Origin of the sequence: Colwellia sp. BRX8-7 (genome assembly GCF_014077275.1) — a bacterium.
Classification (GTDB): Bacteria; Pseudomonadota; Gammaproteobacteria; order Enterobacterales; family Alteromonadaceae; genus Colwellia_A.
In genome coordinates this window covers 38,200-45,146 of the sequence record NZ_JACGVP010000022.1, presented here as the reverse complement: position 1 = coordinate 45,146, position 6,947 = coordinate 38,200, and the positions used below count along the sequence as shown (strand labels likewise).

Annotated in this window: 3 protein-coding genes; 1 reads left to right on the top strand and 2 read right to left on the bottom strand. The window is 41.1% G+C overall.

Annotation, left to right across the window (positions count from 1 at the left end):
* Positions 1-330 precede the first annotated feature (330 nt).
* Entirely contained in the window at positions 331-2,835 is a 2,505-nt protein-coding gene (locus H4J57_RS17580; protein WP_182243765.1) for a S8 family serine peptidase, read from the bottom strand.
* Positions 2,836-3,185: 350 nt separating this feature from the next.
* On the opposite strand from H4J57_RS17580, the gene H4J57_RS17575 reads away from it, so the two are divergent.
* On the top strand, positions 3,186-5,699 hold the full coding sequence (locus tag H4J57_RS17575; protein ID WP_182243764.1) for a S8 family serine peptidase: 2,514 nt from the start codon (positions 3,186-3,188) through the stop codon (positions 5,697-5,699).
* Positions 5,700-5,813: 114 nt separating this feature from the next.
* Here H4J57_RS17575 and H4J57_RS17570 read toward each other — a convergent pair whose 3' ends face one another.
* The gene (locus H4J57_RS17570) at positions 5,814-6,431 is read right to left on the bottom strand and encodes a response regulator transcription factor (protein ID WP_182243763.1); all 618 of its coding nucleotides are present in this window, start codon (positions 6,429-6,431) and stop codon (positions 5,814-5,816) included.
* Positions 6,432-6,947 lie beyond the last annotated feature (516 nt).

Below are 6,947 nucleotides of genomic sequence, written 5' to 3'. Positions count from 1 at the left end.
TAATTGCTAATTGCTAATTGCTAATTGCTAATTGCTAATTGCCAACTATTAATTCGACTATCAACGGCAAGTCAATACCTAGCGAGAAAAATAGAACCAGCTCACCTCTGCAGAGAACAAATAAGAGATCACTTGGAAAAGTTGTCAATGATGTTGCCTAACATAGCATTAGCTTATCTAATCGATACTGAAAAAGGAGAAACCATGATTAACAGTCTGAGCGGCAAGGGGGTGTGGTTAACCGGTAAAAAAAAGGAGGCCAAATGGCCTCCTGATTAATATGTGGTACTAGTTACCGAAAGTAATTACTCAAAGTATTGACCAAAGAGCTTACTGAAAGTATTGACCAAAAAGACGACCAGCAGTTAAAGCATATTCTGCACGAGTGACTTTATAATTTCCACCAAAGCTAGCATTCAACTGTGGCGTTAAGTCGTAAGTACCTTGAGTAACATCAAAGTGAACATTCAATAATGAAAGCTGTATGGCAAGTTGCACATAACCTTTCATATCGTCGGCAATGCTGTCTTGATCTGCTAGCACAATAGTCTGGCCCTTATAGTCAACCGTAATGTTATCTTTCTCAGGATCAAACGCTTTAGCCATTGATTCTAGTCCTAGAATTTGAACTAAGCTGTAAGCTAGGTCTACTTTAGATACACGTCCGTTATGTGCAAACTCACCATTTTGACTAAGCATAACTGGCTGCTGTGTACGTAGGCTATCTTTCAATGCGCCACCGACAACCGATACCGATTCAATAAACGCTTGGTAACCACTAGGTTCTTCATTAAGCTCTGGCTTTGGCTCGTTGTCTAATTCACGGTATTGACGAACAGCGCCGCCCATGACTAGGTACTTAGCTAAGTCTTTACGTTTTAACTTTGCATCAGGGTTGAAATCACCGTTATTCAAGCCATCCATTAGTCTTTTGCTTACTGCATATTTTATCGCATTTTCATAACGATGAGCGGCTATATCGTTTACCCCTTCAAAGCCAATTAAGTCTTCAAAATTTATTTTAACGTCGAAATTCTCAGGAGCCATTGGACCATTAGTTAGATCAAGTGGATCTGGATTTACGCCAGACAAAGAGGTTAGTCCGTCAACTCGAACCGTCCACGTACCTGCCATTGCAGGTGCCGTAACACGCATATCAGTTCCAAGCACAGGTAAAGTTAAGTTACCAAAGTATTCAGTTTCATTAGGGTCAATTAAAACTAATTTAGCCGTATTAGCCAATGAGCTCGCAGAGCCCTTAACCCACAATGCTTCACTGTGAACCTGAAATTCAAATGAGTTTTGCAGTCCTAGTGGCTCTGTGACGCCATTGGGTGTTGACCAGATAGAACCTTCAGGGCTTTTTTCGCTAATTTCAACTAGCGTATTAGCATTGAAAACTTTACCGCGTAGGTTATTAACCGTGACACTGTGGTTCATATCATAGTTTTTGGCTGCGGCTACTGCTGCACGGGCGTTTACAAATCCAGCACCGACTTCAAAGCGCTCGTAACCTGGCATATTAGTCGCAGATTCTTGTAACAATTTTTTGATGGCCATGTTATCTAAGTCAGGATTAGCTTCTAACATTAGTGCAACAATACCAGCAACATGAGGCGTTGCCATCGACGTACCTGATATCATGGTATAGAAAGGTAAATGAGTAGGGTCCATCGCGTCTACATCAGCTTCACCACCATTTGCGCCGGCATTAGTAACAGCACGAGTAGAAATAACGTCTACACCAGGAGCTACGATAGTAATTTCATTATTGTAGGTCCATTTTTCACCACCTGGCATCACAAACTCGCCAGATTCATACTTATAACCACGTGAAGAGAAACCAGCTAGTGTGCCATCTTTTTCTCCTGCGCCAATAGACATGCCCCAAGGAATTTGTGCATAAGGGTTGTGCGTATCTTCACCTGAGCCTGAGTTACCTGCGGCAAATACAGATAATATTCCCATTTTATGGGCTTTATATGAAGCTAGAGAAACTGGGCCAGTCGGGTCGAACTTTCCACTTGAACCCCAAGAGTTGCTCATAACGCGCAATGGATTTTCGTAACTATCACCTTTAGTAATGGCATAGTCATAAGCGCCTATAGTATCAAGAATAAGAATAACGCCACCTGAGCCATAGCCTACTAATTTAGCATCTGGCGCTGCGCCTGGGTAAAGGCCATCTGACATAGTACCATATCCAGCAATAGTGCCAGCACAATGGGTACCATGGCCTGAATTAGTATCTGTGTTAGGTTGGTTTTTAAGTATTAGACCTTCGGTTACACCCGTTATGCTTAATAAACTTGCATGCGTTAGACCTTGCACGTTATCAATCACTTTATCGCCAAAGAATAAATCCTGATGGGTAGCATCAATACCCGAGTCATTAACCATTACAGTTACGCCTTTACCGGTATATTCAATGCCATTTTGTAATTCAAATTCAGCACCTTGAACCGCATCAACCCCTGTGATTTGACGAGCATCAGAATTAAAGTATTCAAGCTCACGATTTAACCATACCGAGCGCACATCGCTACGTTGAGCAATGGCTTTAATTTGGTCTAAGTTAGCGACTACGCCAATAACAGGAACCGAAGCAAACTGAACAGCCTGACTAATACCTAGTCCAGAAAGATGCTCTAGTTGAGTTGTTGATACCGGCTCTAATTGGTTATAAGTTACTACGGCCATAACCGTTTGAGAACCAACCATAGTCGGTAAAAACTCAGCTAACTGCTCGCCAATGGCAGCGTTAGCGAAAACTTGAGACGGCATAGTTAATGCCATGGTTGCTGCTGCTATTGCACTTAAGGTAAATTTTTTCATTATTTCACTCGTTCTAGTTATTGTTAAGGGGTGTATATAATTCACTCAAGCACTCTATCGAGTTAAGGGGGGCTGAGTAAATAGGGGGTTTCCCCTATCTAGTGAACTATTAGGTAAATTAAAATCACTAATACGATCAACTCGCTGATACTTTGTTTCTAAAATGATTCACCTTATAGGTTTGCTAATTAAGCAGTTATTTATTCAATAATAGGGGTAAGCCCCTATTTTCATCTTAATGGTTTGTTGGGAGACTAAAGGTGATAAAAATATTTTAATAATTAAAAACAATTAGAAATATTTAAGATATTTAACCTACAAGTATGAAACATATTGGAGTTTGAAATATAATGAAAAAATTTACCTTAAGTGCCTTGGCTGCAGCCTCTTTGGCAATGACATTACCTACGCACGCTTTAGCTGACGCTGCTATTGGCGAGCAACTGGCACTAGTGCTTCCGACGATGACGGGCGAAGAAACAGTTATGGCCGTGGTAACCTTTGAACAAATGAAGCCAATATCAGTAAGCCAAATACGGGCGTTAAAAGCCTTAGGTATCAGTAAGGGTGTGCAGTTTTCTGCCGTACCTATTATGGGTGTTGTTGCTAATGTCGCACAAATCAAAGCGATTGCCGGACGAGATGATGTACGTTCAGTATGGTTAAACCGTAAGCTTGAATATTTTAATGCTAACTCTCGTGAAATTACCGGTGTTGACAAAGTTCAAGGTACCGAATTTGCAAACCGCAATGGCGGCATAGAATATACCGGTAAAGGCGTAACCATTATGGTTAATGACTCGGGTATTGATGCAACACACCAAGATTTATTCTTTGGCGACGTAGTGGTTGATAACGTGCAAGCGGCAACACATTCACTCGATCTCGCTGAAACCGGTATTACAGACGGTTTTGTTATTAAAAACCAACCTAATACCGACTTGAATGTCGGCCACGGTACTCACTGTGCTGGCACTATAGCGGGTTCGGGCGCTATGTCTGATGGAAAATATAAAGGCGTTGCACCCGATGCTGATTTAGTGGGTTACGGCTCAGGGTTAGGTTTATTTATTTTAGATGCGGTTGGCGGCTATGACTATGCTATTAACAACGTTTATGACTATGAACATCCTCTACGTATTATGAGTAACTCTTGGGGTTCAAGCGGTAAATTTGATGCTAAAGGCCCTGTTGCCTTAGCGTCATATAAAGCTTATCAATTTGGTATTTTATCGGTATTTGCTGCGGGTAACTCGGGCTCTGGCGAAAATAGCAATAACCCTCATGCTCAGATCCCTTGGGGAATGTCAGTAGGTGCTGGCGATACCAATGGTAATTTAGTCGACTTTTCATCTCGTGGTTTAGAATATGAAAGCGGTGATTTCACCATGCCAGATGGTAAGGCATGGACTTACACTAACGAAGTCACAATTGTCGCACCAGGGCGCAACATGGTATCAACGCGTTCATCAACCAATATGGCTGCCAATGGCGGAGATGCTGATTTGGTGCTTGACCCAACACATATTCCTTTTTATACCCGTATCTCGGGTACATCAATGGCAACACCGCACACTGCTGGTGTTGCAGCGCTGATGATGGAAGCTAACCCTTCGCTAAGTATCGATGAAATCAAGCAATTAATGAAAGAATCTGCGACGAATATGCCAGGTTATGAGTCTTGGGAAGTCGGTGCAGGTTATATTAATGCCCATGCTGCAGTAGCTGCAGCTAAAGGGAAAAATGCAGATCATAAAAAATCTGTTAACAACAGCGCTGACTCTCGTTTCACGGCCAGTATCAATATGCAAGCCATGAAAATTGCTGAAGGTGCTTTAGCGTTTGAAACACTAGAGTCGCAAGTAATTGAATTTAAAGTCAATGCCAATGCAAAAACCGTACATGTTGGCTTAACGGCCTTAACAAGTGTTAAAGCTGTACTTGTAGCACCTGATGGGCAACGTTTTGAAGGCGACTCTACCGACCCAGTTTGGGACAGTAACTCGTTTGTAACGGCTCCAGCACAAGCGGGTCCATGGAAACTGTTTATGGAAACTGACGCCTTTGGTTTATCAGTGCCACCTGCCGCTGCAGCTTACGACGAACAGGCACAAACTGATGAAGCTAGTGATAATCATATCAGTTATTGGGTGTGGCAAGATATTTTAACAAGCATAGAAGGTATGGATGACGTAGCAGGCCATAGTCAGCAAGCAGCAATAGAAACTGCTGTACTTGAACGCCTTATGGATGGTCGTTCAGCGACATCTTTTGCACCTGATGCGATGTTAAATCGTCAGGAATTGGCTAAAGCTTTAGTCATGGGGACATCGGTACGTCAGTATCGCCATTTAGATGGGGAAACAGAAATAAGCCTAAGTGGTGTTGACCCTAGATACCGTATTTTTGCTGAATCAGTTGCTATGTCAGGTGCCGCGTTGAAAGATGCTAAACAACAATTTGGTCCCGTGATGATGGTTGATAATAATGGCGACTTCCACGGAAAATCTGCTGTGACTCGTGCTGACTTAGCTTATAGCCTAATACAAGTTATTGGTAAAACTCAAGAGGCAATAGACTTGGGCGAAGCGCATGAAATCACCGTTAATTACAAGGGTGAATCAATCGTGATTGCTGACCAAAGTGATATTGCTGACGATATGCGCGGTTATGTGCAAATTGCTTTGAACGAAGGTCTGTTAGGTGTTCGCTATAGCCTTGAGCAAGGTCAATTTGATTTACAACCGACAATGGTTGCTACATTTAATCCAGAAGACGGTGTAACTCGTGCTAGCTATGCGATTATCGCTAATCAAATAGATAAAAATTACTTTGTCTCAGGGACAAGTTCGAATGCAGAGTAATAACAGCTAAATGTAGAGCAGAGTACGTATAACATCTACATTCATTAAACGCCCTCCTTGTAGGGCGTTTTTTTGTCTCTAGCAAAGTTCAAATGAGATGAGATAAAATAAACACTATTCAAGAAGACCTGCTTTATTAGCCATTCTTAGTAGTTCTGCCACACTGCCAACCTGCAGCTTTTTATATATTTTGGTGCGATGATTTTCCACCGTTTTTACACTCATATTGAGTAATCCTGCTATTTTCTTACTGGTATTTCCGGCAATTACTGAGAAAAACACTTCTCTTTCTCGCCGAGTTAATACTTCTAATGGGTTGGACGCCGGCTGACAATTATTGGCAGATAAGTTTGGAAAGAAGGTTTTACCGTTATAAACATCTTTAATTGCATGAATAAGAAGATCTGAGGACGACTCTTTGAGGATATAACCTTTAGCACCCGCTTTTTGCATCGCTAAAATATACTCAAGTTCGTCGTGCATGGATAAAACTAATATTTTTGTCGTTGGCCTTTGCGACAATAGTTTGTCAATTGCCACCAGTCCGCTCATATTTGGCATAGAAATATCCATCACCACAACATCAGGATCGGTTTTTAAGGTTTGACTGATTAATTCTATTCCATCTTTACATTCAGCCAAGATAGTAAACTCGTTACCTGCCTTTAAATAATTTACTAATGCTTGGCGCATAAGCACATGGTCATCGGCAACAACAAGTGAAATACTCATAATGAAAGAGCCATGGTATGAACGCTATCATCTTGAGCATCTTTGACAAACATGCACCTGTACAAGCGTTTTACTAATTGACTTAATTGACTTTTTTCAAGTTTATTCAAATTAGCCTCTGTGTCCGGGTAAAGAAAAAAATAATGCGATACACCACTAATAATAGAAGGATGCATAGTGTTGTTCTGCAACTTTTCATGTTTTCTTAACAAGTAATAAAAGTTATTTACCCTGTTCGCCGTAAATTTGATTATGGCATAATTATAAACTTTAGCATTGTATAAAACATTTAAAAGCATCAACTTATTCCTCAGCCAAGTAAACCTTGCTGTGGCTAATAACGGCCTTAAAGTTTGATCACTTTGTCAAAGCGATCGATTAACTGCCGCTAAAACAGCTAGAGACAGAAACTTTATCAGGCGAAAGTCAGCTTAACCATTAACCCAAGCATTTAAATTATCAAGGCTATATATTAAGTGAGCTTTAAAAAGACTTGTTTTAATTGACGAAGTGCGA